The sequence below is a fragment of the Sulfurovum sp. TSL6 genome, assembly GCF_019972115.1.
Lineage (GTDB): Bacteria > Campylobacterota > Campylobacteria > Campylobacterales > Sulfurovaceae > Sulfurovum.
The window spans coordinates 663,393-688,638 of record NZ_BPFJ01000002.1 but is presented as its reverse complement, the minus strand read 5'-3'; the positions used below and the strand labels follow the sequence as shown (position 1 = coordinate 688,638).

24 protein-coding genes and 2 tRNA genes are annotated in these 25,246 nt (G+C 40.5%); 17 read left to right on the top strand and 9 right to left on the bottom strand.

The annotated features are described in order from the left end of the window. Window positions 1-2 precede the first annotated feature (2 nt). Both LDM93_RS08540 and LDM93_RS08535 read right to left on the bottom strand, forming a co-directional pair. Window positions 3-560: a DUF2953 domain-containing protein gene (locus LDM93_RS08540; RefSeq protein ID WP_223891979.1), complete on the bottom strand. Its 558-nt coding sequence runs from the start codon at window positions 558-560 to the stop codon at window positions 3-5. Between the two features lie 26 nt (window positions 561-586). Continuing rightward, window positions 587-937 carry a GerW family sporulation protein gene (locus LDM93_RS08535; protein ID WP_223891978.1) on the bottom strand — a complete coding sequence of 117 codons (351 nt, stop codon included), beginning with the start codon at window positions 935-937 and terminating at the stop codon, window positions 587-589. Between the two features lie 232 nt (window positions 938-1,169). Here LDM93_RS08535 and LDM93_RS08530 point away from each other — a divergent pair, with 232 nt between their 5' ends. Then, on the top strand, window positions 1,170-1,823 hold the full coding sequence (locus LDM93_RS08530; protein WP_223891977.1) for a DUF3972 domain-containing protein: 654 nt from the start codon (window positions 1,170-1,172) through the stop codon (window positions 1,821-1,823). Beyond that, a complete protein-coding gene (locus LDM93_RS08525) occupies window positions 1,823-2,917 on the top strand; it encodes a calcium:proton antiporter (protein ID WP_223891976.1) in 1,095 nt (364 codons plus the stop codon). Before LDM93_RS08530 ends, LDM93_RS08525 begins: the two co-directional genes overlap by 1 nt. An 18-nt stretch (window positions 2,918-2,935) precedes the next feature. On the opposite strand, the gene LDM93_RS08520 is transcribed toward LDM93_RS08525, so the two are convergent. The 5 genes from LDM93_RS08520 to LDM93_RS08500 are packed head-to-tail and all read right to left on the bottom strand — an operon-like array spanning window position 2,936 to window position 8,270. Next, window positions 2,936-3,763 (bottom strand): DUF58 domain-containing protein, encoded by an 828-nt coding sequence (locus tag LDM93_RS08520; RefSeq protein WP_223891975.1) that lies wholly within the window; start codon window positions 3,761-3,763, stop codon window positions 2,936-2,938. Next, the gene (locus LDM93_RS08515) at window positions 3,763-4,710 is read right to left on the bottom strand and encodes a MoxR family ATPase (protein ID WP_223891974.1); all 948 of its coding nucleotides are present in this window, start codon (window positions 4,708-4,710) and stop codon (window positions 3,763-3,765) included. The genes LDM93_RS08520 and LDM93_RS08515 overlap by 1 nt, the downstream gene beginning before the upstream one ends. Beyond that, the gene (locus LDM93_RS08510) at window positions 4,707-5,852 is read right to left on the bottom strand and encodes a hypothetical protein (protein ID WP_223891973.1); all 1,146 of its coding nucleotides are present in this window, start codon (window positions 5,850-5,852) and stop codon (window positions 4,707-4,709) included. The genes LDM93_RS08515 and LDM93_RS08510 overlap by 4 nt, the downstream gene beginning before the upstream one ends. Continuing rightward, window positions 5,833-7,365 carry a VWA domain-containing protein gene (locus LDM93_RS08505; protein WP_223891972.1) on the bottom strand — a complete coding sequence of 511 codons (1,533 nt, stop codon included), beginning with the start codon at window positions 7,363-7,365 and terminating at the stop codon, window positions 5,833-5,835. Before LDM93_RS08505 ends, LDM93_RS08510 begins: the two co-directional genes overlap by 20 nt. Beyond that, entirely contained in the window at window positions 7,362-8,270 is a 909-nt protein-coding gene (locus LDM93_RS08500; RefSeq protein WP_223891971.1) for a VWA domain-containing protein, read from the bottom strand. The genes LDM93_RS08505 and LDM93_RS08500 overlap by 4 nt, the downstream gene beginning before the upstream one ends. Before the next feature lie 44 nt (window positions 8,271-8,314). On the opposite strand from LDM93_RS08500, the gene LDM93_RS08495 reads away from it, so the two are divergent. The 9 genes from LDM93_RS08495 to LDM93_RS08460 all read left to right on the top strand — a co-directional run bounded on the left by LDM93_RS08495 (window position 8,315) and on the right by LDM93_RS08460 (window position 17,447). After that, window positions 8,315-10,813: a hypothetical protein gene (locus LDM93_RS08495; RefSeq protein ID WP_223891970.1), complete on the top strand. Its 2,499-nt coding sequence runs from the start codon at window positions 8,315-8,317 to the stop codon at window positions 10,811-10,813. Window positions 10,814-10,951: 138 nt separating this feature from the next. Further along, entirely contained in the window at window positions 10,952-13,075 is a 2,124-nt protein-coding gene (gene feoB, locus LDM93_RS08490) for a ferrous iron transport protein B (RefSeq protein WP_223891969.1), read from the top strand. Between the two features lies 1 nt (window position 13,076). Beyond that, a complete protein-coding gene (locus tag LDM93_RS08485) occupies window positions 13,077-13,307 on the top strand; it encodes a FeoA family protein (protein ID WP_223891968.1) in 231 nt (76 codons plus the stop codon). A gap of 40 nt (window positions 13,308-13,347) precedes the next feature. Then, window positions 13,348-13,476 (top strand): hypothetical protein, encoded by a 129-nt coding sequence (locus LDM93_RS11355; RefSeq protein WP_255586213.1) that lies wholly within the window; start codon window positions 13,348-13,350, stop codon window positions 13,474-13,476. A 182-nt stretch (window positions 13,477-13,658) separates the two neighbouring features. After that, window positions 13,659-15,332 (top strand): murein L,D-transpeptidase, encoded by a 1,674-nt coding sequence (locus LDM93_RS08480; protein ID WP_223891967.1) that lies wholly within the window; start codon window positions 13,659-13,661, stop codon window positions 15,330-15,332. Further along, on the top strand, window positions 15,332-15,925 hold the full coding sequence (gene coaE, locus LDM93_RS08475; protein WP_223891966.1) for a dephospho-CoA kinase: 594 nt from the start codon (window positions 15,332-15,334) through the stop codon (window positions 15,923-15,925). Before LDM93_RS08480 ends, coaE begins: the two co-directional genes overlap by 1 nt. Continuing rightward, window positions 15,912-16,658 (top strand): diaminopimelate epimerase, encoded by a 747-nt coding sequence (dapF, locus tag LDM93_RS08470; protein WP_223891965.1) that lies wholly within the window; start codon window positions 15,912-15,914, stop codon window positions 16,656-16,658. Before coaE ends, dapF begins: the two co-directional genes overlap by 14 nt. A gap of 27 nt (window positions 16,659-16,685) precedes the next feature. Further along, window positions 16,686-17,321, top strand: coding sequence for a tetratricopeptide repeat protein (locus LDM93_RS08465; RefSeq protein WP_223891964.1), 636 nt, complete (start codon window positions 16,686-16,688; stop codon window positions 17,319-17,321). A 50-nt stretch (window positions 17,322-17,371) separates the two neighbouring features. Continuing rightward, window positions 17,372-17,447 (top strand) — tRNA-Val (locus LDM93_RS08460). 80 nt (window positions 17,448-17,527) lie between these two features. On the opposite strand, the gene LDM93_RS08455 is transcribed toward LDM93_RS08460, so the two are convergent. Further along, window positions 17,528-17,989 (bottom strand): hypothetical protein, encoded by a 462-nt coding sequence (locus tag LDM93_RS08455; protein ID WP_223891963.1) that lies wholly within the window; start codon window positions 17,987-17,989, stop codon window positions 17,528-17,530. 191 nt (window positions 17,990-18,180) lie between these two features. On the opposite strand from LDM93_RS08455, the gene LDM93_RS08450 reads away from it, so the two are divergent. The 4 genes from LDM93_RS08450 (at window position 18,181) to infC (ending at window position 21,279) form a co-directional block, all read left to right on the top strand. Beyond that, a tRNA-OTHER gene (locus LDM93_RS08450) sits at window positions 18,181-18,244 on the top strand. Between the two features lie 126 nt (window positions 18,245-18,370). Next, complete coding sequence (locus tag LDM93_RS08445) at window positions 18,371-18,799, top strand: uroporphyrinogen-III C-methyltransferase (protein WP_223891962.1); 429 nt, start codon at window positions 18,371-18,373, stop codon at window positions 18,797-18,799. 120 nt (window positions 18,800-18,919) lie between these two features. Then, the gene (gene thrS, locus LDM93_RS08440; protein WP_223891961.1) at window positions 18,920-20,734 is read left to right on the top strand and encodes a threonine--tRNA ligase; all 1,815 of its coding nucleotides are present in this window, start codon (window positions 18,920-18,922) and stop codon (window positions 20,732-20,734) included. Continuing rightward, window positions 20,731-21,279 carry a translation initiation factor IF-3 gene (infC, locus tag LDM93_RS08435; RefSeq protein ID WP_223891960.1) on the top strand — a complete coding sequence of 183 codons (549 nt, stop codon included), beginning with the start codon at window positions 20,731-20,733 and terminating at the stop codon, window positions 21,277-21,279. Before thrS ends, infC begins: the two co-directional genes overlap by 4 nt. Window positions 21,280-21,304: 25 nt before the next feature. On the opposite strand, the gene LDM93_RS08430 is transcribed toward infC, so the two are convergent. Further along, entirely contained in the window at window positions 21,305-24,235 is a 2,931-nt protein-coding gene (locus tag LDM93_RS08430) for a DNA mismatch repair protein (protein ID WP_223891959.1), read from the bottom strand. Between the two features lie 240 nt (window positions 24,236-24,475). Between LDM93_RS08430 and rpmI the strand changes: the two genes are divergently transcribed. Further along, window positions 24,476-24,667 (top strand): 50S ribosomal protein L35, encoded by a 192-nt coding sequence (gene rpmI, locus LDM93_RS08425; protein ID WP_223891958.1) that lies wholly within the window; start codon window positions 24,476-24,478, stop codon window positions 24,665-24,667. A gap of 120 nt (window positions 24,668-24,787) precedes the next feature. Continuing rightward, the gene (gene rplT, locus LDM93_RS08420; RefSeq protein WP_223891957.1) at window positions 24,788-25,144 is read left to right on the top strand and encodes a 50S ribosomal protein L20; all 357 of its coding nucleotides are present in this window, start codon (window positions 24,788-24,790) and stop codon (window positions 25,142-25,144) included. Window positions 25,145-25,246 lie beyond the last annotated feature (102 nt).

The window sequence follows — 25,246 nt, the reverse complement described above, 5'->3', positions numbered from 1 at the left end:
ATTTATCGTTGTTTAAATAGAGAGATTTTCATAGCCCGCACTGTTATTGGAGAAAATATAAAGGCGAGAAGATAACCGATGATTTGGATCGGAAAAATACGGATCTTCGCTTTGCAATAACCTTCAAAGACTGCTTCTTGGAAATCTGTTTTGAGTATGGTATTTTCCCAAGCTAGTAGAAGTGGCGACAATATACCTACAAGTATTCCTGTCTCTGCAGGGTCACCCAGTCCGATGCGACAATGTAAGTTTAACTCTTTTATCCGACAACTGTACAAAAGATCCAAAACCAAGCGGATGAGCCGTTTGATAAACTCTTTGTTTCTGAACATTGACATAAGATGTTCTTTCCCGCTTTTTTTCTTCTTTGGTAAAACTCTTTTTTCTACTTTCCTATCCTTACTGTTCATATCTATAGTGATAAAACCGAACAGTAAGCAAAGCTTTGCCTGATAATCCAATGCTTCGTCTTTTTCTAGATAGAAACTCAGATCAACGGGAATAGTAAGTACAACCAGGCAAAAGAGTAGGAATCCAATAAAAATGGCTATAATTTCCATAGTGTTTCCGATCCATGATTTTTATGTTATTTATCTTTCTCCTGTAACGATTTACCGATAGTTTCGCCTATATGTTCGAACGCTGAAGCCATACCACTTTTGATAGACTCAACCCTTACGTCACCGTCTTTGTTGATGATTACAAGGGCAACCGGCTTAATGCCACCACCACCACCGGTACCGGCGCCAATTCCCTCATCATCACTTTTTTTGCACTTTCCGGTACCACCTCCGGCACCAAAGCCAAATCCGATACTGATCAGTGGAATCAGTGTATTGCCTTCTATGACGATCGGCTCCCCTACAACTGTTTTAGTATCCAGTACTCTTTCCAATTCCTCCAACGAGGTTTTTAATACATCTTTCACATGTTCCATCATGGTATCCTTTGTGTTGTATCACGTACGTTGTCTGATATGATTCCAGACTCCTTTGTTGTTTCATGGACCTTTATAAAGTATAGTGAACATCGCTTAACAAATAATAAACAAACAATAACTTAAATAGTTACTTCCCGGAAGAAGTTTGCTACCTGATATCTTTTTTTCTCTCCGTAAGCCTTTCATAAAACTTATGCTATCATTTACAAAATTGTAAACAGGGGAGAATATGGAAAAGTTGATGAAACCTGCTGAGTATGCACAGGAACTGGGCATCTCAAGACAAGCAGTCTATGCCAAGATTAAACGGGGAATATTGACAGCGAAAAATGTAGAGGGTAAACTTTACATTGTAGTTGACAGTGACAGTGCAGAAGAAACATCCTCTACTGAAAAAGATACTACTGTCATAACAAAGAAGCCTATTCCCACGCAAACCAGCACTTCTGTACCTCCTGCAGAGGTTAAAGACTATAAAGCATTGCTTCAAGCCAAAGAGGAAACGATCTCGGTCCTCAAAGGTACCGTCAAGGACCTCAAAAAGTCCAATAAGCAAATTTCAACAACCCTCAAAGGGGAAATTGACTTGCTCAAAGAGGCATTTTATGAAATGCGTACACTGTATGCACATCAGTTAGAGCAAAAAAAATCACAAGAGGCGATAGAAATTATCTCTGATGAAGAGAGTGTAGATGTTGAAGAAGATCGTTGGGTAGGACTTAAAAAATTCTTGAAACAACACAAGATCACGAAAGAAAAAGAACAGGCGAAGATCACAAAACGTTTGAAAAAAGCCTATAGATCAGGGGATGAACGCATCATGAGAGTGGAAGATAAACTCAAGTTCAATGCCAACAAAAGCTATAAGGATATCTTGAAATAATGCGATTACTTAAAGAATTTTCAAAAGAGTATAGTCTCTTTGCAGCGATCATCGCCTATTTTGTCATCAGTCATTTTGAACATACGCTGGTAGAGTCAACGCTAGGGAACTTTATAGGCTTTTCTGTGTTGTTCGTAGTCATTATCTATGCAGCGATGTCTGTAGCGCACCATGCAGAGATGTTGGCAGAAAAATTTGGGGAGCCTTATGGGACACTGATATTGACTATCTCTGCAGTCGTCGTGGAGATCGTCATCATCGCTATTATGATGATACATGAGCATAATCCTGTACTGGCACGTGATACCATCTATGCAGCTATTATGCTTGATATCAATGCCTTGCTGGGATTGGCAGCGATCATAGGGGGGATCAAGTATGGTGAACAGCCCTACAATATAGACTCCTCAAACTCTTATCTCTCGATGCTGCTCGTGGCTATAGGTATCGCGATGGTGGTACCGCACTTCATGGATGCCGCCCATATCGATAATTTTATGATGTTTAATGTGGCGATGTTCATCTTGCTCTATATTACCTTTACACGCATACAGGTAGCGTCACACAGATACTTTTTTGAGTATGAACATGAAGAAGACGAAGTATGTGACGAAGAGGGACACTGTACCCCTAATCCGCATAAGATCAACGGATGGTACCACAGTGTGAATTTGGTTGTGGCCATCATCATGATCGGGGTGCTTTCTGAAATTTTGGCCATATTTATGGGCAATACAATGAAAACGTTCGGGCTGCCTCTCTCTATAGCTGCGGTAGGCGTAGCCATTATCTCAGCTGCACCAGAACTGATTACTGCAGTACGTGCGGCGTTGGATAATCGTATGCAGACCGTTGTCAATATTGCGTTGGGGGCTTCTCTGGCAACCATACTGTTAACAGTACCCGCTGTGATCATTGTGACACGTTATATGGGTATGGATCTGAACCTTGCTATCACACCGGTACAAGGAGTGATGTTAGGGTTAACCCTGCTTGTCAGTATCGTTAACTTCAATGACGGTGAAACCAACATGCTTGAAGGTTTCCTGCATGTCATTTTATTTGTGGTGTTTGTTTACTTATTGTTTGTCTGAAGCTAAACGATATAGACACTATACAAAAAGTCCCACCAATTTGCTTACGACTTCGTCATCTGTGAATATCTTGACAGAGCGAATGTCATAGCGGGCAAAATGCTCAGAGAGTTTTGCATCATTCTCTTCGAGTTTCGCAAGATACCGCTCTATACTTCTTTGGCCAAAATAGGTATCCATTTTCTTGTTGTCCTGTGGATGAGAGAGTGTGACTTCTCCAAGTTTTTTAGGCACTTCTTCTTCTCTGTCTCGGAGTATTACCGCGATGACTTCGTGTTTTTGAGAGAGCAAAGAGAGATCCATCTCTTCTAAAAAGTCACTCAGAATAAAGAGAAGTGAAGGTTTATGAAGCCTTTTGAAAAGGTCTTGAACAGCGGCACTGTGGTTCAGTGCAGTATTGAGCAGAGATGCATGATAGAGTGTTTGCGAGAATTGTTCTATATCATAGAGTTGCTTGGTGGGTGGGGTCGAATAAGTTTGCTCTTGCGTATAGTGTATCCCTGTAAAGAGATCATTGTTTTGCTGTGCGGCATAGCCTAAGATGGTGGCTACTTCTGTAAGCTTCTTCTGTTTGGCATTTCCTGAGCCAAAATAGAGGCTGGCATCCATGAAGGCAGCTACTACGACGGAGAGTTCACGATTTGCATGCAACTCTTTGATATAAGGAAGACCCAACTTTGCTGAGATGGTCCAGTTGATCTTGCGGATGTCATCACCCGGCTGGTATTCTCTCAACTCTGAGAAATCATATCCCTCTCCATGAAGCTTGGAGAGATTATGTCCACTAAGCAACGTGTATACTTGGTGTCTGGCTTTGAGTTGTAGTGCTTTAAGGGCTGTATTCATCAGGGTATCGGTAAAGTCTCAATGATAGCAGAGATGATCTCATCTGTATGTATACCTTTGGCTCTGGCCTCATAGGAAAGCACGATACGGTGACGGAGTACGTTGTGGATCACATATCCAATGTCTGCAGGACTTACAAAATCATTACCACGTAAAAAGGCTTTTGCTTTGGCTGCTTTGTATAGGTCTATAGAGGCTCTTGGGCTTGCTCCGAACATAATGTTTTCAGCGATCTCCTCTAAGTCAAATTTGAGAGGGTCTCTTGTTGCAGTGATGATCTGTACCATATAGCGTTCCATTTCTTCATCGATGTGGATCTTCCCTATCTCCTCCTGAAGGGTGAACAGATCTTCTATACTCAGTACGGTTTGTACTTCACCAAAACTTTTACTTGCTGCTTTTCGCATGATCTCCAGCTCTTGGGCTTCACTGTTGTGTTGTACTACGATCTTCATCATAAACCGGTCCAACTGCGCTTCAGGGAGTGCGTAGACCCCTTCTTGTTCTATGGGGTTCTGTGTTGCCATGACCAGAAACGGGCGTTCAAGTTTAAAGGTCTCTTCAGCAATGGTGACCTGTCTCTCCTGCATCACTTCAAGCAGTGCAGACTGTACTTTGGCAGGGGCACGGTTGATCTCGTCCGCTAAGAGTAGGTGTGTAAAAAGTGGCCCTTTTTTGATACTAAAGCTATGGTTTTTCGGATTATAGATCTGTGCACCGATAATGTCTGAGGGTAAAAGGTCAGGCGTGAACTGTATACGTTTGGAATCTAATCCCAAGGCACGTGACAGCGCATTGATGGTGGTAGTCTTTGCAAGCCCAGGCACACCCTCTACAAGGATATGGCCATCACAAAGTAGTCCTATGAGTAAGCCTTCGACCATAGCTTCCTGTCCTATAACGGCTTTGCTTATTTCTTTTTTAAGTATGTTTATCTGTTCATTCATATGTTTTCTTCTGCCTCTTGTTTTACTTTGTTCAAATTAATTTTACCATTTCCGTATAAAGAAGCTTCGAGTTTCTCTATACTAGAGGTAAAACCAGTATGGTCTGCTGCGATAAGTACTTGAAGTAACGCTTTTTCATCTTTACAGTCTCGTATCTTTTGGATCAAAGGATGGTCTTCTTTCTGGCGCTTTTTCTTACTCCATTTCCAACTAAGGGCGGTGATATACCCAGCAAAAAATGCTATAACGTAACCCAAAAGTGTATTTAGCCAGGACCAGTCTTCCTTTACAGTATCGGGTGCATCTACCGTGTCAACCAAACGTTGGGTATCCACTTTCTCAATGTCAAAATGCTGTGAAGGGATCTCAAGTGTGTAACTTTTAGCTGTTTTAGGGTCAAAGGCTTTGAGCACGATAGGTGAGAGTGTAAAGCTTTGACTATGTGAAAGTGCCATGGGGTAGGTCACCGTGTTTTGTGTTCCTCCTCTGGTTGCTACAGAGTTGACAATAGGCTTTTCTGTAAAACGCGTAAAGTTACCCTCTTTTGGAAGTAATGTCTCTACGAGAGGAGGGTAACCCTTTCCTTTGATGCTTACTTGGAAAGGCAAGGGTTCATAGGCATTGGCTTGATGCTTTTTAATGTCATAGGTTAACGCAAAGTCTCCTACAAGGACGGTTCCCTCAGGGAGTGGCTTGACCCGGAGTTGCAAAGGAGGGAGATTGATCTGTGTATCCGTAGTAACCAATTTCTTTACATTGTCTCTGTCCCCGGAGAAACTATACGCCAGACTCTCATCCGTCGTTACTTTTTTAATGAGATCGAAGGTAATGTTAATATCTCCAGACCTTAAAGGGTAGATGAGGTAGACATAATGAATTTTGGCATCATGATAGTTCTCGGTTTTCTGGATATCAAGTCTTTGAAAAGTATAATCTTCACTTTGATGAATGTTAAAGTTAAAGAGCAGAACGATATCATGATTGGTTTGGTTGAGGTCAAGGGTAAGTAGAATGGGTTCTTTGACATAAGGCGTTGGTTTATCCACCTTAAACGTATAGGTAAAATCTTCTGCCTGCAGTGTAAGAAAACTTAGAAGAAAAAAGAACAGATGTAAAGATCTTTTACCAAGGTTGTTTTTCACGTATATATCCTTTATTGATAAGTTCATAGACTTTAGAACCTAGAGGGTGCTGCTCTTGGTTTCCTGCATCTAAGAGTTTACTTTTTTCCTGTTCTTTTTGTGTTTGGCTTTCGCCGCCTCCACCACTTCCCGAGCTGGGTTCATCTTCACTTTTTGACTCTTTGGTCTCTTCTTGTGATTCACTTTTACTTGAAGAAGAGTCTTGTGATTTTGGGTGTGCGATACCAAGATCTGCACTCTTTTGGTCACTCAGGAGGGCAATCAGATGTAGATTATGTTTAGCATCCGGATCTTCACCTAATTGTAAGGCTTTAGTATAGTAAATTTTGGCTTTATCATACGATTCAAGCATGGCATAGGCATTGGCAATATTGTAATAGAGTTGCTGTTTGATCTTTGGAGAAGTAGATCGTATAGATTTGTAGGTTTGGATCGCTTTTTTAAAGGCACGCTGTTTGTAGTACGTATTTGCCAGTACCATTTGGCTTTGCAAAGAACGGACCTTTATCTGCTGGATCTGTTTTTTTGTCTCATTCAGATCAGAGGCTTTGTAACTTTTGTAGGCAAGGTTCAGATGGTAGTTGTCAAGCATGGAAGCTTCTGCCTGTACCCCTAAAAATGTAAAGAGGATGAGCAAGTATTTGACAGCACGTGTATGTACCATAAAGAACAATAAAAGAGCCAATCCCAAAGGTAACTGATAAAGCTCCAGGTAATGACGTTGCATTTTTTGTACATGTTGTGCTTCATTCTCATTCTTTTGCAATGTATCACTGATCTCATCCGCTGTTGCTTGAACCGTATTTGAGGCAGTCAAGTAAGTGCCTGAAACAGAGGAAGCCAATGTTTCTAAAAGAGGGTTGACACGGGAAATAACAAGGTTGTCATCTTTGTCTTTAAGCAGGCTTCCGTCTTTGTTTTCAATGGTGGTTCCCCGTGTGGTTCCCAGCCCTAAGATGGTTAAAGAGATATCGGCATTTTGGACAAGGGTTGTCAGCTTGTCAAGGTTCTCTTCTTCTCCTCCATCTGTCATCAGTATGAGGTTTTTATGCCCTGTTTTCATTAAAGAGAGTCTCTTAAAGAGTTTTTCAAGAGAGGTGCCTTTGGTAAGGATGAACTCCGGATTGAGATTTTCAAGGGCAATGTTTATCAGGGTATGGTCCGTAGTCGGAGGAGAGAGCAGTAAAGGGTTGGTTGTAAAGGCGATGAGCATGATATTGTCACCTGGATTTGCCTGCAGCAGGGCAGTAATGGTCTCTTTGGCAAAGTCGTAACGTGTTGGACTTATGTCAGTGGCTTTCATAGAGTATGAGACATCCAAAGCAATGATCATGTCTTTGGCTTCTATGCTTGCCTCCTGCAACGCTTCTTCTTGGACAGGACGTGCAAGTGAGAGGACAAGCAGCATCAGGATGATAAGATGTACAAGGTGTATCAGTTTACGTGAACTGCTCCATAAAAGTAGGGCCAAAGGGATCAGAAACCATAAAAAGCTTGGGTAAAGCAGTGTCATTTTTCACTCCTTTTGGTCCCGAGTACCCAGAGTAAAAGCAAGAGAAACACCAGTGCCAAAGGGTAAAGTATGAGCAGTCTCTGGTTGAGATAATTCTCGCTTCTTATTGCACTGGGCTCCAGGGCATTGATCTCGTCGTATACCTTGGAAAGGGCTTTTGCAGAAGCGGCAGCATAACTTTTAGCACCACTCTGCTTAGCAATGGTTTCAAGCAGGGCTGCATCATAATCAGATCTCTTTCCTATCCCTATCGTATAGACCTTGATGCCTAGCTCTTTGGCTTCCTTGACGGCTTCTTTAGGAGAGGTTTGTCCTGCATTATGGTATCCGTCTGTGAGTAGGATGATCACTTTGTTTTTTGCCTCACCATAAGAGAGGGTGCGGATCGACTGCCTGATAGCATCACCCAGAGCAGTACTCTCTCCTGCAAGTCCGACATTGGTCATCTCAAGCAGATAAGAGAGTGATTCAAGGTCATAGGTCAGAGGGGAAGCTGTGTAGGCAAAAGTACCAAAGACGACAACTCCCATGTTGTCATCAAAACGTTTTGCAATGAAATCTTTGGAAAGTTCAGTGGTGATTTCATATTTGGTTTTCAATCGGTCTTTGACATGAAATCCGCTCTGCGCCATTGAACCGCTTGCATCGATAGCCAGAATGAGATCCCGTCCTTTTTTGTGCTGATCGGCGCTCGCATCATAGACAAAAGGTTTTGCAAGGGCAAAGACCATCAGTGTAAACAGAGCCATTTTCAGCCAGGGTTCCCAACTCAAAAGGGGACTCTGTCTTGTCACCCATGCCAACTTAGGAAAGTAGTAGGGTTTACTGTACTGTTTGCACCAAAGAAAACAGGGCAAAAGTAACAGTAGTGCCAATAGATAGGGTGAACCAAATGTAAAATGCATGGAGGTATTCTAGCACTTCTATGTTTATTTTAGTATAATAACCCATGAAAAAATTACTTACAATCACACTTTCGACGGTACTGTTTCTGCTGCTCACTATCATGGGCCTTTCTTTTTTTATATTTAGCCAAACAGGTAATGATATGCTTAAGCCCTATGTCAAAGGGCAATTAGAAGAAAGTATAGGCATGCCTGTTGAGATCACTCTATTCAAACTCGAATCGGGGACATCAAGTTTGGATATAGTCATCAACAAGCAGGCTTTTGTACATGTAACAACACAGCATGATCTATGGAGCCAGTCGTTTGAAGGTACCTATCAGATCAAAACGGACAGATTTGCTTATGAAGAGATCAAGATAAAAGACGCAGATATCAAAGGAAACTTTAAAGGGGATTCCGAAGATATCTATGTAGAGGGGAAAGGAAAAGCCCTTGGCGCAGCATTGGACTACCGCTTCAATCTCATTGATGAGGGTGCACAGAAGATCATAGCCAATGTGAAAGGTGCGCACCTTTCAGAAGTATTGCAGCTCGTAGGGTATCCTGCCTTGGCAGAAGGAAAGATAGATGTTGAGATCGATATGCCTAAAATCGGTGAAGAGGCGGCAAGCGGGTATGGACATATTGTCCTGAACAAAGCCACTTTCAATCGTGCATTGGTGAAAAAACTCTATCACTATACCCTTCCTGAAAAAAGTTACGTAAAGGGAACAGTAGATGCCACACTTGAGGGTAAAAATGCCCAATTGGTGGGTGATATACAAAGTAATCTCTTTGCATTACAGATCAAAGATGCAGTGATGAATATGGCTTCTGATGAAGCAAAAGCAGCCTACCGTCTGGATGTGAAAGATATGCGTATCTTGACAAAGAATAAGCTGGCAGGCCCTTTCAAAGTAGAAGGGAATATAGAAAAGAAAGAGGAAACCACACTTGTGACCGGTGCAAGCCGCTCTTTGGGAGGTGTGCTTGATTTTTCGCTAGGAGAAACAGCTGAGGTCACGTTAGAGAAACTCTCTTTAGAGAAGCTTCTTTCTTTTCTTAAACAGCCTGACTATGCAAAAGGTGAACTCAGTGGAACCTTGGCGTTGGAGGAGTTGGAAGAAATGTCCGGGACCTATAGGCTACAGATCGACAAAGGGGTATTAAAACCTAAAGCCGTAGAAAAAATGGCAGGATACAAGATCCCCGAAGAGAATAGATTTACCTTCGAATCTAAAGGAGAGATAGAAAATGCACTGCTTAGCGGAAATGCGATGGTAGTGTCAACACTGACCGATATCACACTTCCTTCATTCGAATATGATCTAAAACAAAAAAGTCTGATCTCAGAGTATGATATCCTCGTCCATGATATCAATGCACTGATCCCCAAGGCAAAAAATGGGAAAGCTACACCGGTCAATGTCAAGGGGACACTCAATCTCACGGATACGCTGAGTATCTCCGGTGTGACGGAAGGACTGGGTAAAAAGGTCGCGTTTGCGTATGACAGCAAAACAGCCAAAGTAGATATATCCGAGCTTTCTCTAGAGAAGGTACTTGCCTTGGGTGGATTGCCTGTGTATGTGAAAGGAACCATAGACAGTCATATAGACTTTACGAATCTTGACCCCGAAGAGGGAACTTTCTCTCTCAAAAGTAGCAAACTGGTAACGCAGCCGGGTGCAATGAAAAAATTGACAGGTGAAGCATTCACTATGAATGCGGTCGTAGAGTCTTCAGGGACATTCAAAGAGGGAAAAGGGACTATCAATACAAAAGTGGAAAGTTCCGTGGGAGATATAACGCTTGACAATATGGTCTATGATGCGCAAAACCAAACTTTGAAAAGTACTTATACCCTTGACATTCCAAGTCTAAAGGAAGTGCAACCGCTTATTGGTCAGAAACTCTACGGACCGCTTCTCTTGCAAGGAGAGTTGTCTAAAGACAAAATATTACAGGTAACGGGTGCAACGACCTCTTTAGGAGGCAAGATCAATTATACCCTTAAAGGGGATAATCTAACCAGTTCGATAAACTCTGTGCCTTTAGAAAATATTTTAGGAACACTCGGACAGAAGAAAAATTTCCTGGGATCAGCTTCAGGAAAGGCAAAGTATAACCTTAAAAAGAAATCAGGTGTCGTCGACCTTGACATTGCTTCTTTTCAGATCAAACCAAGTGATTTAACCAATATGATAAGCGTAGCGATAGGCAAGGATCCTGCACGTGTGATCTTCTCGTCCACCAAGTTTCATGCAGATATAAACAAAAATATCATTGATTATACATTGCATGCGACAGGGGCAAGAAGCAGTATTGATATTACTCAGGGAAGACTTAATTCGACCAATAATACCAACACAGCCAGGTTCAGCTTCGTGTATGAAGAACACACGGTAAGAGGAAAGATCAAAGGGTCGGTCAATAACCCAAAAATCACCATTGATACCTCTGCACTGATTAAAGATAAAATAGATGAAAAGGTACAGGAAAAACTTGATAAGGCATTGGGCGGGAAGGCTGCAGAATTCTTGAAAAGTTTGCCATTTTAATGTGGCAAGGCACTTAAATTGATAATTACTCTCAATTTAATACTTTTTTAAGAGAAGGTAGACTATACTTCATCAAAATTTAGATAAGTGATAATAGTTATCATTTATATAGGTTATAATACTCCATAAGGAAAATAGGTGGAAAAAATAACCATAGCATTGGCAGGACAGCCAAACGTAGGGAAAAGCTCACTCATCAATGCGATATCCAATGCAAAACTGAAAGTAGGTAACTTTTCAGGGGTAACCGTAGATAAAACAGAAGTAGAATTTAAGTTCTGTGATGAAGTGTCCTGTAAAGACTATGAGATACATATCATTGACCTCCCCGGCGCATACTCTCTAACGGAATACACGATAGAAGAGAAAGTCACAAAAAGCTTTTTACAAAGCGATGAGTACGATATCATCGTTAATGTGGTAGATTCCACAAATCTTCAGAGAAACCTGTTGTTTACGACACAACTGCTTGAAACAGGTAAAAAAGTCGTTGTCGCACTCAATATGGATGATGAGGCACAAAAAGAAGGCATCATGATAGATGAAAAACAACTATCTGCCATACTCGGGGTGCCATGTATCAAAACCTCTGCTGCACAAAAAATAGGTATCGAAGCGCTGAAAGCAGCCATTATTGAAGTGTATGAAAAAGAGGAGACAGGGGCAAAGGTCATCTATAGTGATCCTATAGAAGAAGAGATAGAAGCCATTGTGACCTTTTTAAAAGAGAAAAATTATAAAAGTACACTTCCCTACCGTCATTTGGCTGTGAGATTACTGCAGGAAGATGCAGATGTCTATAAAAGAATGCATGATGAACCTATCTGGATAGAGATGCTGCCTATCATTAGAGAGGGCTTGAACCATCTTTATCTACACAATAACACCAAAGACTTGGATGAGATCTTTGCGGATGAACATTTTGCTTTTGCCAAAGGAGCAAAGATGGAAGTGATGTCTGTGGGAGGGATGAAGGCTAAAAACTTTACCCAGAAGATAGACAATCTTCTCATTAATAAAATTTTAGGGATACCCCTCTTTTTATTCTTTATGTGGGGATTATTTCAGCTTACTTTTGAGTTGGGGTCTGTACCTATGGATTATATCGATACAGCTTTTGGTTGGCTTGGAGATCAGGCTAAATCAGTATTGGGAGAGGGCGAGTTAAGTTCATTAATAGCAGATGGGATGATAGCCGGGGTAGGGGCAGTCATAATGTTCTTACCTAATATTCTGATACTTTTCATAGGTATTGCCTTGCTGGAAACGACAGGATATATGAGTCGTGTTGCTTTTTTACTGGATGGTTTTTTCCATAAATTCGGTCTGCATGGAAAAAGCTTTATTCCTCTGGTCACAGGATTTGGATGTTCTGTGCCCGCATATATGGCAGCACGTACTCTTAAAAATGAAAAAGACAGGTTGATCACGCTTTTTATCATAGGCTTTATGTCTTGTGGTGCCAGACTGCCTATTTATGTGCTTTTCGCAGGGGCATTCTTTGCAGAAGAAAAAGCAGGAAATATCTTGTTTCTTATCTATATTTCGGGGGCTATTTTAGGCTTGCTTGCTGCGAAGGTGCTTAAAGTGTTCGTCTTTAAAGGTGAAGATGAACCTTTTGTGATGGAGATGCCAAAATATCGTATGCCGTCACTAAAGCTCATCTGGCACACTGTGTATGGTCAGGCGAAGTCCTATCTTAAAAAAGCAGGAACTTTTATTTTGGCTGCGGCCATCTTCATCTGGTTTGCAGGGAACTACCCTAAGAACAGTGCACTTGAAGCACAGTATGAAACCAGAATAGCACAAGCAAGCAGTGATGAGGTGAAAACACAATTACACAATGAACTCTCTGCGCAATTACTTGAAGAGAGCTATCTGGGTAAGATAGGACATGCTTCTGAACCATTTTTTGCACCGCTAGGGTTTGACTGGCGAATGGCAGTAGCACTTGAAACGGGACTGGCGGCAAAAGAGGTCGTTGTTTCTACACTGGGTGTACTTTATGCACTGGGTGAGGAAGTAGATGAAGGCAATGAAGGACTGATAAAACAGATAAAAGCGAACATCCCGTTTGCCGCAGCGATAGCATTTGTCGTGTTTGTGATGATATACTTGCCATGTTTGGCGGCTTCTATGGTCTTTGCCAGAGAGGCAGGTGGATGGAAATATCTGGTGTATCTTTTCTTTATGACCACTGCAACGGCTTGGATATTGAGTTTTATAGCGTACCGAGTGACGCTGATGATGACAGGAGTGTAAAATGGTATTGAGTGAATTACATAAAGGCGACAAAGCAGAGATCATTAAGATCCATGCAGAAAAAGCTTTAAAAGACAGATTGACCTCTTTCGGTATCATGCGCGGTGAAACGCTGTATATCAAAGGTTGTTCTATCGCCAAGCAGACGATGGAGATCGAAGTAGGTTCAACGCTCATTGCATTGCGTGCAGATGAAGCAAGCAAAATAGAAATCAGGCAAATAGAACATTAAAATTTAAGTGAAGAAGAGAATACTTGGCTCATTATGTATAATGAGTATGCATCTCTATGCAGACACTTTGGGTCATGCTTTATCCCATGCCCAGTCTGATAGCATTGTGAGACTGGGGTATCAAAGCCATGAAGTAGAAAATAACACAAACACGGAGTTTGCAATATGAGTATAGTGATGCAGTCAACTTTTTAGCCATCTATTCTGATGTCGAAAATGGAGACCTGGTCTATAAGAACCTTAAGGTCTTTGCAAATTACTGTTTTTAGACCACACATTTTTTTTCATGAAAATTATTTTGATATAATTTTTTGATATACTCTTATATCATCAAGATAAAATGGAAGGTCAATGAAAAGAATTAAACACATTATAAGAGATCTATCTCTAAGCCTTGGACTTATTGTTGCTTTCATATTTACACAAGGTGCGAAGGCAAATGTCCCTTTACAATTTCATGAGGTCGCATCAACAGTGATGATCAATTCACTGCAGACGAAACCCTCAAATAGTTTTTTAAAAAAACTATACAGACAGCTTTTCTTTGTACCTGTCTGGATAGATGAGAATTCTGTCTCTTCATTCACCAAAGAACTCTTTGGGCAAATAAACCAAGATAAAACCCTTGACAAAACGTCTAAACTCTATCAGGATGCGCACCGTTTGGAGAGAGAAGCCCGAGATATTTACGGCTCAAACGGTACATTGTCTCAAAAAGTAGACCTCGAATTTAAAATTTCACAACTGTATAAAAGGTATGCAGACTATACGTTGTATGGCAGCATCAACTGGGGTGCATATCAAGATAGACTTTATAATCTAAAGGCACAGGGTATATATGCAGGATGGATGACGTACAGACCTAAATTCGGTCCCCTGTCCCTTATTGAAACGGCTGCATTAAGCGGTAGTTTATCTGAGTTGTTCGCTCAGGCAGTACCCAAAGAGTATCACTATAAAGAACTTCAAGCATCACTCATCCAGTACCTGGAGATGCAAAAAAATGGCGGATGGCCGACAGTATCATTTGAAGGTGTTTTAAAACCGGGTGAATCGCATGATGTTGTCCCCTTCCTAAGAGAAAGACTTCGTATCACAGGAGATTATGGCAGCTGTTACAGTAAAGAAGACAATACGTATGACAACTGTTTAAAAGATGCTGTAGTGCATTTTCAAAAGCGTCATGGACTGGAAGATGAAGGCATTATCGGGACAAAGACCATGGCAGCGCTTAATGTACCGATTGAAAAACGTATTGAACAGATACGTTTAAATCTTGACCGTATTAAATGGCTTCATGAGCGCAATGCAAAACGGCACATCATCATTAATATCCCCGCATTTACACTCTTTTTTGAAGAAGATAGAGCACTGCGTCTACAGATGAAAGTGATTACGGGAACAAGAAAAAACCCTACACCGGTCTTTTCCAATACTGTACAGACCATTGTACTGAATCCACATTGGAATGTCCCTAAGAGTATAATCCAAAAAGAGATGATCCCTAAGATATTTAAAGATCCTCATGCCATGGCAAAAGAGAAAATAGAGATATATAATGGCTGGGGGCCAAATGCCAAAAAAGTACATGCAGGTTCTGTAGACTGGGGAAAGTACCGTTACAGTAAAACAGTACCGTATCGTTTTGCACAGACACCTGGATATCATAATGCTCTGGGAAAAGTGAAATTTCTTTTCCCTAATCAATTTCATGTGTACATGCATGACACACCGGGTAAAAACCTTTTTAGCAGAAATATCAGGGCCTTTAGTCACGGCTGTATCCGTCTTTCTAAACCCATGGAACTGTTGGAGACATTTTCTACTTTTAATGACAATGTAGATTTTGGGAAAGCACAGAAGAGGCTCGAGGGAAAGAAAAAAGAGTTTTTGCCTTTAACAGAAAAGGTCCCTGTAGATGTAGTTTATTTGACTGCCTATGTAGATTATGATGGTGTACTGCAGTTTAGAAATGATATATACGGATATGACAAAATGCAACTTCAGTCTTATAGAAAATGGTAATGGCTTTTAAGTATGCTATAGCTCTTACAGGAAGTATCGCTACGGGGAAAAGTTCGACAGTAAAACTTCTTGAAGCTTCAGGATTTCATATCATAGATGCCGATAAGATAGCCCATAAGATACTCGACGAACAGCATCAGGCGATAGCCGAGAAGTTTGGCGAGACATTGGTATATGAGGGCAAGGTAGACAGAAAGGCTTTGGGGGCCATTGTCTTTTCGGATCATACTAAACTTAAAGAACTTGAAGCACTGCTCCATCCGCTTATTTATGATGAGATCGAACGTCTGTCCATCGAACAGGACAGATTGGGGAAGCCCTATTTTATTGATATTCCCCTGTTTTTTGAAAACAAACGGTATCCTATAGAAAAATCTTTAGTGGTCTATACGACAAAAGAACAACAACTTAAACGTCTTATGGAAAGAGAAGGGTACACCAAAGAAGAAGCACTGAATCGTATAGAGGCACAGATACCTGTAGAAGAAAAACGTAAGCTGGCTACCTATGTTATAGATAATAGTGGTACACTTACGCAATTAGAAAAAGAATGTGAACGTGTAAAAGAGGAGATACTTAATGACAGTGACTAAATATTCAGCCAGCGGTAATGATTTTGTGATGTTCGTGGCACAAGAAAAAGCAGATAGATCAGCACTTGCCAAAAAACTGTGCCATAGGCAAAATGGTGTGGGAGCCGATGGTATGGTTGTAGTGTTGCCCCACCCTGAATATGATTTTGAATGGGAATTTTATAATGCGGACGGAAGTGTGGCAGATATGTGCGGTAATGCAAGCCGTGCTGTAGCCCACTTTGCGCTGGAAAAAGGCATTGCCAAAGACAATAAAGCAGAGTTTTTAACCGGAGCAGGTGTGATACGTGCAACTATCAATGGTCTCTACGTGGTGAGCGATATGGTTCCCCCTGATATTATCAGTGATGAGATAGAAGAGTATGGAGAAAAGTGGTGGCTGATCAATTCCGGTGTACCGCATCTTGTAGCTGTGAGAGATAACATAGAGGAGTTCAACATAGAAGAAGCACGCGTTTTACGCCATAAATATGATGCAAATGTGGATATTTGTACCGTGAAAGATGATACTCTGTATGTTCGTACCTACGAGCGTGGTGTGGAAGATGAAACCTTGGCTTGCGGAACAGGTATGGTCGCATGTTTTATACGTTGTCATAAAGAAGGTAAAGTTTCTGATAAGATGAAAGTACATCCTACAAGTGGAGAAGAACTTTATGTCAGTTATGAAGAGGGTGTTTACAGGTTTGGTGGAAAGGTAACTAAGACGTTTGTTGCTGAGACCTTGATATAATGTATCAGTTATTTTAAAGAGGAAGCTATGAAAGTTTTATCTATTTTTATCATCGCTACAGTCACGCTCTTCGCCAATGATTTTAATCAGGCTGTAGAAGACTATAACAACGGCGGTTACATCAAAGCACTGAACACCTTTTATTCCCTGGCTAAAAAAGATGATGCAAAAGCACAGTACAATGTTGGGCTTATTTATGCAAATGGCAAAGGTGTCCAGAAAGACCTTGACAAAGCAAGGAAGTGGTATGAAAAAGCGGCAAAACAGGGCAATGGACCTGCACAGTATAACCTAGCACAACTCTATCATGCTGCTGGAGAAACAGATGCCCATGGGTATGAAAAAGCACGGTATTGGTATGAAAAAGCCGTAGAAGCAGGCATAATGCAAGCATATAACAATCTTGCTGCGTTATATATAGAAGGCAAAGGAGTGAAGCAGGACCAGCAAAAGGCATTTGAATTTTTTCAAAAAGCAGCAAGTATGGGTGACAGTACTGCACAGGTCAATGTAGCCGTATTGTATGCATGGGGAGAAGGGATCACTCATGACAAAATGAAAGCCTATGACAACTTTAAAAAAGCATTAATTTCAGGTAAAAGCGAAGCGAGTGAATATCTCGACAGACTCTGTTCAGAGAGTGCCTGGGTCTGCCAAGACTAAGTCGCCTCACTTTTAAGTATCTGTTGGATATAATCTCATCTCTTAAAAATGATCGCGTAACTCAGTTGGTAGAGTACTTCCTTGACATGGAAGAAGTCGTTGGTTCAAGTCCAATCGTGATCACCACTTCAAATCTTAACACTCCCAGTACACTGTTACTTCATAACAAAACCTGTTACTTGTTTTCTACTATAATTTGATGGCTATTACCATACCTTTATAGCAGAAGAAATCGATGCATCAATATTTGTATCTTTGGCTACTGGTTGAGCATTAGGATCAAAGTCAACACCTATAACACAACTTGTATCATAGTTTAAATAATTTGGGTCATCAAGCAGTATCGCCAAATCAAATATTAAACACCCATCATTTATGTCATTTGTTCTATCATAGGTAGTACAGTCAACAGTATTTGTCTCCTCGCGGAATAGATAGTAATCGATAAAGAAACCCTGTGATGCTAATTCATCCTTTAGATACTGTTGAAAATCAGGGTCTTCACACATCCCTGTTGGTGTATGGTAAAATATTTCAATAAGGTCTCTTTCTGTCATCGGGTCAACTGCTATTCCTGAAGCTGATACTATACCGGCACCACTTCCTCCTCCACAACCAACCATAAAACTCATAGCGATAATTGCTAGTAAAGCATTTAACTTCTTCATGACATCCTCCTTTTAATTTTAAATTCATAACAATTCATTATAACAAATAAATGTAATATTTATATAATATATTTATGTAGTTAATCAATTTAATTGTAAGTTCTTGTTTTGTGAGACTTTCAAATATTTACCCACATCTGCTGTGAAAGTTTATTTTTAAATCTTATGTAAATCCTTGGATAAGGGTAACTGTAGGGGAATGCAACTTCTTTGACATAGAAGAAGTCGTTGGTTCAAGTCCAATCGTGATCACCACTCACTTTTTTGATAACATTTATCGTTTCCAAAACTTTTTTTAACTCCCCATATTGACATGTATTTTGCATTATTTGATATTTTTATGATATAGTTTCGATATAGAATTAATTTATAGGGGTTGTTTTGGGACTATTTGACTTTCTAAAAACCAAAGATACAGTACCCTATGAAAAAATATATGAAGAATTAAGTGCCTTTACAGAGGCTTCTCTGGCTATGCCTAAAATGAATAACCCCTTCCTGCTTGATGATAAGAGCAAACATTCAATGATCTTTGGCTATTTTATGGGAGTGATGGATTATATCACACAAGCCTATCAACTCAGTGAAAAAGATACACTCAAAATACGTACACAGTATCTATTAAAAAATTTTACAGATAACGACATGGAACATGCCCAAGAATTATTAAAATACTGTGATGAAATAAGAGAAACAGACGACGGCAGTAATTTTGCGTTAAGGGGAAAACTTGCAATGAGAAAATGGGTAGCAGGGGGTCCAATGGCTGCCTATGCTCCAATGGGGCTCATAAAAATATTGAATGATTAAGTAAGTGCCTGTGAGAAAAGTCCATGTCTTTATGCCATTAATTTCTTTCTATCCAACTTTTAGCTATAATAGCCGCATTTTAACGCTGCATAGTAGGCGGTGATAACACAAAGGGTTAATTTGAGTGAAAATCTTATCGGTTATATAGATGACCAAGGCAATATTATTGATACGCAGAGTGCAGGGGAGAACTGTACGGCAACACCTATAGAGTATGATAATTCTGAAGCTTCTTTGGAGATAGTACGTCACTCTACAGCGCACCTTATGGCTCAGGCTATCACAGAACTTTATCCTAATTCACAGTTCTTTGTCGGTCCCGTGGTAGATGAAGGTTTCTACTATGACTTCAGAGTAGATGAGCAAATAGGTGAGAATGATCTTAAAACGATCGAAAAAAAGATGAAAGAGCTCATTAAGAAAAAGTACAAGATCGAAAAGTACGAAATGAGTAAAGCCGAAGCATTGGAAAAGTTTGCAGATGATGACTTGAAACAAAAAGTCATGTCTCGTATCGAAGATAATACGCTGTCTATCTATAAGCAGGGTGACTTTGAAGACTTGTGTCGCGGACCGCATGTACCGGCACTCCGTTTTCTGCATAACTTCAAACTGACACGTGTGGCAGGAGCCTACCTTGGCGGGGATGAAAAAGCGGAAATGCTTACACGTATCTACGGTGTGGCTTTTGCAGATAAAGAAGCACTTAAAGCGCATATGACGATGCTTGAAGAGGCTAAAAAGCGTGACCACAGAAAGATAGGTCACGAGATGGAACTCTTTATGTTCAATGAAGCGGCAGGTCCAGGGCTTCCATTCTGGATGCCAAAAGGTGCAAAACTCCGTTATAAGCTAGAAAGTATCTTGCACAAAGCACACCTTACCCGCGGCTACGAACCAGTACGTGGACCAGAGATCCTTAAAGCAGATATGTGGAGAATTTCCGGACACTATGCTTGTTATGGTGAAAATATGTATCTTACTACGATCGATGAACAAGAGTACGGTATCAAGCCGATGAACTGTTTAGGACATATCCAAGTCTTTAAACAGACACCAAAAAGTTATCGTGATCTTCCGTTACGTTATTATGAGTATGGTGTGGTACATCGCCATGAAAAGTCAGGTGTACTGCACGGACTTCTGCGTGTGCGTGAATTTACTCAGGATGATGCACATATCTTCTGTGAACCAGAACAGATCGCTGCTGAGGTCCTTGATGTCGTAGAGTTTGTGGATTCAGTGATGAAACTGTTTGGCTTTGAGTATACGATGGAAGTAGCAACCAAGCCGGAAAAAGCGATCGGTGATGATGACGTATGGGAATTGGCAACACAGGGTCTCAAAGATGCCCTAAATGGCAACAACCTACCATTTACCATCGATGAAGGCGGGGGTGCATTTTATGGTCCTAAGATAGATATTAAGATCACTGATGCTATTGGACGTAAATGGCAGTGTGGTACGATACAGGTAGATTTTAACCTTCCTGAACGTTTTGATGTAGAGTATGTTGGAGATGACAATACACGTAAAAAACCGGTGATGATACATAGAGCGATCCTGGGATCATTTGAACGTTTTATTGGTATCCTCACTGAACACTATGCCGGAGAGTTCCCGTTCTTTTTAGCGCCTGTACAGGTCATATTTGTCCCTATTGCTGATACGCATGCAGATTACGCATTTGAACTTAAGAAAAGATTGGTTCAAGAGGGTATGGATGCTGAAGTCTATGATAAAAATGATTCTCTAAACAAGCGTGTCCGTAATGCTGAAAAGCAGCGTGTGCCGTATGTAGTGATCATCGGAGATGAGGAAGTGGCAAATAAAACAGTCGCAATCCGTGACAGAAGAGCCAAAGAACAGTATAATCTTACTGAAGAAGAATTTATGGTAAAATTAACACAACAACTTCAAGAAGGTAAAATTTGAGTAAACAACACGATAGAAACAGAGGCAGAAAAAAAGGTGATGATGTCATTATGAATGACGCTATCAGAGCGAATGAGCTTAGAGTACTCGGTGATGATGGCGAACAGTTTGGTATCATTTCTAGATCTGAAGCCATGCAAATAGCCGAAGAGAAAGGTTTAGATCTTGTTCTTATGTCACCTGATGCAAAGCCTCCTGTAGCTAAAGTAATGGACTACGGAAAGCACAAGTACGAACTTGAAAAAAAGAAAAAAGAAGCCAAAAAGAAGCAAAAGAAAATAGAAGTGAAAGAGGTAAAGTTCTCTTGTAAGATCGCTGAGAATGATATCGCCTATAAAGTAAAACATGCCAGAGAGTTCTTGGAGAAAGGAAAGCATGTAAAACTTCGTGTGTTCCTTAGAGGACGTGAGATGGCAAACCCTGAATGGGGAGTAGATGTGCTTAACCGTGTCTGGCCCATGCTCGAAGATATAGGAACTCTAGAAAGTAAACCACAACAAGAAGGGCGTTACATCAATATGTACGTCACACCTCAAAAGAAATAATTTTTTCAATCAAAGAGTATAGCTACTACTCTTTGAGGTCATAATGCAATTTTAATCCTTCACTTGTCATCACAAATCCAGAGATATTGATCTTTCCTTCATGCACCAGGTTATGATGCTTTTTGCATAGAGGGATGAGGTTGTATTTATGGTTTTTGTGGAAGTGGTCTATCTGTCCCTCTTCATTCGCATGCCTCTGCTCAGCGATATGATGGACATCTTCTACACTCTTCTCACATAAGGCACATTTACTGAGGTAAAGGTCTTTATTGTATTTGCTGCTTTTCTGTCTACGTAGCTTTTTAATATCACTTCCCCCATGGTTCAGGTTTTCTCGTATGGTTTGTGCCATTTGAAGAAATTCACTGTCCATATGTAGTGATTTTGCAAATTCAAGTCCGTAAAGACTGTCTCCCATACCTAACTGCAGTACACGGTTATAGATGAGAGTATCATTGCTTTCATCATACTTGATACCCAAATGCAAGAAGATAAGATGTTTCATGCTTTGAAGCTGAGGGATGCTTCCTAGCTGATGTAAGTGCGTAGCAAAGATAAAGGTCGATCTCAATGAGATAAGCTTTAGTATAGCACTTGAAACGATGGCAAGAGCAGATTCTGTTTCTGTACCTTGGCTTATCTCGTCACCTAAGACCAAAGAGCGCTCATTTGCACGGTTAAAGATGTTTTTGAGCTCCATCATCTCCACTGCGAATGTTGACAATCCTTTGTAAAGATTGTCTTGTGATACGATACGTGTAAAGAGTTTGTCATAGAGCCCAAAGCGCAGTTCCACCGCAGGTACAAAAAAACCAGCCTGTGCCAGGACTACTGAAATCCCTATACTTTTCATCAACGAGGATTTTCCTGAAGAGTTGATACCATACAGAAGCGTGCCTAGAACATCTTCACCATCACTGGCATTGAGGGTGATATGATTGTGTGTCGTACCATTGTTCTGGCCTAAAAAAACATCATTAGGCACATAGATACCGCGTTCATCATTGGATTCTATGATAGGATGGCGCAATGCCGTCGCCTCATAAAAATTCCCTTCTTCTATGATAGGGCGGGATAGGTTCATGCTTTTGCTGCATTTGGCATTAGAGATCGCCACATCGATGTCGGCGATGAAGACGATCAGTTTATCAAGCAGTAAAGAGAACCTGTTTTCAAGAAGATCAAGGCTCTCTATATAGCGTTGTTTGACAAGGGAAACAAGTTTGACTTGAGACGCTTCATAGTTTCGTGTGATCTCTTCAAAAAGCGGTGCTTGTACCTTGACAGCATTTTTTAAATATTTGTAATGAAAGTCTTTAAAGAAGTGATGTTGGTTGTCAATGGTGACAAAAGAGTCTTTGAGCGCTTTTTCTATAAGCGTAAATCGGTTTTTCGTGAGATTCAGAAAGTAACCTTCGCTTTCTAGATAATTTACCGTCGCATATTTGGCAGTACCTGAGAACAGCTTGTCCTGATCAAAGAGTGATTCCACATGGGTGGCAACTTGGTCCATCTTATTGACTTCTTTTTGCTGATGCTTGACAATGGTGTCAATCGCAGGGTAGACACCATCTTTAAAAAGGTTGTCATTGATCTGTTCTATGCGAAATCTTGCACAGACATCCAGTTCAAAAGTGTCCTGTAAGACTTTGAGCATCTCTTGTGTCTCAGCATAGAGATTGTCATCCATCTCAAGACCATTGCTTTGGGCATCCTCAAGAAGCTTGAGGATCGCCTCCAGGGACATCGTGATATAGGTGAGTTCTACAGGGTGCAGTTTTCGCAGTTTGATACGCCTTGTGATACGTTCAAGGTCATAGATCTGTTTCAGGTGTGTCTCAAAACGATTGATGCTAGGCAGCAGCAGTTCTGTCAGAGTATAGCGCTGTTCCAGTAATGCTTTATCGCAGATAGGGTTGAGCAATCTCTCTTTAAGGAGACGCTTCCCAAAAGCGGTAGAGGTTTTATCTATCAGGTCAAGCAGCGTGATGTCTGCAGCGTCACGGGAGATCACTGAAAGCTGTTCCATCGCATTGTTCCCGATGTACATATAACGGTTATTTCCCAAGAACTGTGGCTTGTTCATCTTCTCTATAATACTCTCATCATGTTCGATAATAAAGTCGATCAGCACCGCCAAAGACTCTGTCGTATACGGATGCCTCTCAAGGTCCAAGAACTCAATGCTGGAAAGAAAAGAGTTGATGTTGAAGACACGGGTAAAGAGTTCATTTTGAAATTGTATTTTAAAGCGTTTTGTATTGAGAGAGTAGTGCAGAGACTCAAGTTCCAAATAGTGCACGATCCACTCTTTGTCTATCTCTTTGCTGTCAAGTGTGATGATCACTTCTGAAGTTGTGTAGGTCTGTAAAAGATTAAAAGCTTCATCCAGGGCATACGTTTTGTCATCGCGGGTGGAGTGTATCTCATTACAGATGGTTTTACCCGTACTCACATCTATAGCAGCATACCCTACAGAGAAGATACCTGCATTTTCATCTATGAGTAGAGAGACAATGTTGTTTTCAGAGGGTTCACTGAGGTATTCAAAGTTTGTACCCGGAGAGATGATGTTAGACACATAGCGTTTGATATTTGGCATCTCTCCTTTTTGTTTGACCACGATAATGGTATATTTTTTGGTAGAGATGAGGCGGGAGAGATAACGGTCTAAAGAGACAGCAGGGACACCTGCAAGAAGAGGGTTGGAAACTGAGTTTTCTAACACGGCTTTACTTTTGCGTGTGAGTTGGATATTAAGCAGTTCGGCGATCTCTTTGGCTTTACCTACTTTCATCTCATCATTGTTCACTTCATAGACTTCAAAAAAAGTACCGATTTCCATCAAGACAAGGGCATCTTTCCCATACTTTTCTTCAAAATGTACTTGTAAATCAAAATAAACCTCTGTTAGAAGTTTCTTTTTTTGAGAAAGTATTTCGGTTACTTTGTCCACTAATCCCGCCCTCATTTTTAATAGATAGATTTTAACACAAATAGGGTTAGAGCTTTCACGTCATTCTCGGACTTGACCCGGGAATTTAAAACTTTTACATTCATTATGAATTCATGGATATCCGTATCAAGCACGAGGCTGGCGAGATTTTATAAATCTTTTAGATATTTTGGGTATAATACCGTCCCATTTTCTACTAAAACTATATTTAGTGGAAAAAATCCATAAGGGAGTAAGCATATGCCAAAAATGAAAAGTGTTAAAGGCGCTGTAAAGCGTTTTAAAGTGAAAAAAAGCGGCAAAATCAAAAGAGGTACGGCGTACAGAAGTCACATCCTTTCTAAAGTTGATGGTAAACATCATAGAAGTATGAGAAGTCCTAAGCACGTTGACCCTGTTGATGCAAAAAACATTAAAGAGATGATCAACTAATCATTTTTTGATAGATAATATTCCCCCGATTAGGGGCAAGTTCAAACAGAGAGAATGTTTGACACCTACTAAAACTGACTTTTAAAAAGTTACAGTACAAGTCTAAGGTAAAGGAAAACCATGAGAGTAAAAACTGGTGTCGTAAGAAGTAGAAGACACAAAAGATTATTAAAACAAGCTAGAGGGTTCTATAGCGGTAGAAGAAAACACTTCAGAAAAGCGAAAGAGCAACTTGAGCGTTCATTAGTATATGCTTACAGAGATAGAAGACAAAAAAAGAGAGATTTCAGAAGACTCTGGATCGTTCGTATCAATGCAGCTACAAGATTAAATGGAATGAACTATTCAACATTCATGCATGGTCTTAAACTTGCAAATATCGAACTTGACAGAAAAATTCTTGCTGATATGGCAATGAATGCTCCTGAAAGTTTTGCAAAAGTAGCTGAGGCTTCTAAAGCAGCACTTGCTAAATAATTAACTTTTTAGTTAACTATTTCTTGAGGGGCTTCGGCTCCTCATCCCCTTTAATTATTTCCCCAACTTTTTTAAAATTTATAATTTTGTCTTTGGATTGTA